The organism is Micromonospora sp. NBS 11-29 (genome assembly GCF_002140155.1).
Taxonomy (GTDB): Bacteria; Actinomycetota; Actinomycetes; order Mycobacteriales; family Micromonosporaceae; genus Micromonospora.
In genome coordinates this window covers 473,769-474,894 of sequence record NZ_NAPR01000013.1, presented here as the reverse complement: position 1 = coordinate 474,894, position 1,126 = coordinate 473,769, and the positions used below count along the sequence as shown (strand labels likewise).

General features: G+C 75.4%; 1 protein-coding gene and 1 pseudogene. One reads left to right on the top strand and one right to left on the bottom strand.

The features are described from left to right. Positions 1–715: lytic polysaccharide monooxygenase auxiliary activity family 9 protein (locus tag B1205_RS18595; RefSeq protein WP_089156748.1), on the bottom strand; the 715-nt coding region annotated here is incomplete at its 3' end. Positions 716–878: 163 nt separating this feature from the next. Between B1205_RS18595 and B1205_RS31785 the strand changes: the two are divergent. Then, positions 879–1,126, top strand: a pseudogene (locus B1205_RS31785) (DUF4153 domain-containing protein); the annotation flags it as partial.

Here is a 1,126-nt window from a genome sequence, read left to right as displayed (position 1 = left end):
CCGGCTCGTCGTCGGTCACCGCCGCTGATCGGGTACGCGGAGACGCCGCGCCCGCCGCCGGTGTCGCCGACCTTTTGCCTCCGGCACCGCTCGCCGCCGCGCGGAATATCACGTCGGAGCAGGAGTAGTACGTGTCCTGGGTGCTGGAGTTCTGCCAGATGACGTAGATGATGTGCCGGCCGGTCCGCCCGGTCGGCAGCCGCCCCGGCATCTCGTACGCGCCGTTACGGATCGGCGGGTCGGTGACCTCCAGGAACGGATCGGTCTCCACGTCGGCCCAGGTGAGCCGCCGCTGCGGCGCGTACGAGCGGGTGGTCACGTAGAACCGGAACGTGCCCTCGTGCGGGATGGTGGTGCGGTAGCGGAACGTGTGCCGGGCACCGGCGGTGAGCGTGGTGGCCGGCCAGTCGGTCCGGGGCAGGTCCAGTCCCCGGTACGCGGAGAGCCCGCCGCTGCACAGCTCCCCGTCGGGGATACGTTCCCGATCCCGCCCGTCGATCCGCGCCACCCGGATGTTGTCCCACTCGCGTACCGCCGCACCGGCCGCGGCCGCCGCCCGGCAGGCCGGCGTCTGCGCCCGTCCGCCGTCCGGCCCGCACGCCGCCGCCCGGCTCAACGGGCTGGTCGGCGCCCCGTGGGCGCTCGCCGGCACGGCGGTGAGCAGCAGCGTCGCGCCGACGGCGACGAGCGCCACGAACGCGCGCCGTGTGCCCATGTGATCGACCTCCCGGGCACTGGTACGGGCGCGGGGCGGCAAAGGTTCGATCCACGTCGGTGCCACGACCGGTCAGGCTCGGATGGCCGAACGGACAAGCGGGGCGGCGGCGCGGTGGGGGTGGGCCCTAGAGTGACGACACCCTGTGACCGAGGAGCGTGTCTTGCCCGAGCCGGCATCGTCCCCCGAGCCGCCCCGCTCCGCCCCGGCGGACGGGTCCCCGCCCACCCAGCCGTACCTGCTGGTGTGGCCCGCGATGGAGGGCGCGCCGCCCCCGGTGCCGTGGCCCGGCGCGGAGGGGCAGCCCGCCTGGGCGATCCCGGTCACCGTGCCGGCCGGCACCCAGGGCTACGCGCTGTTCGTGCCGCTGGTCCCGGCCACCGGCCAGCCGACACCAGCCACCGGCCAGCC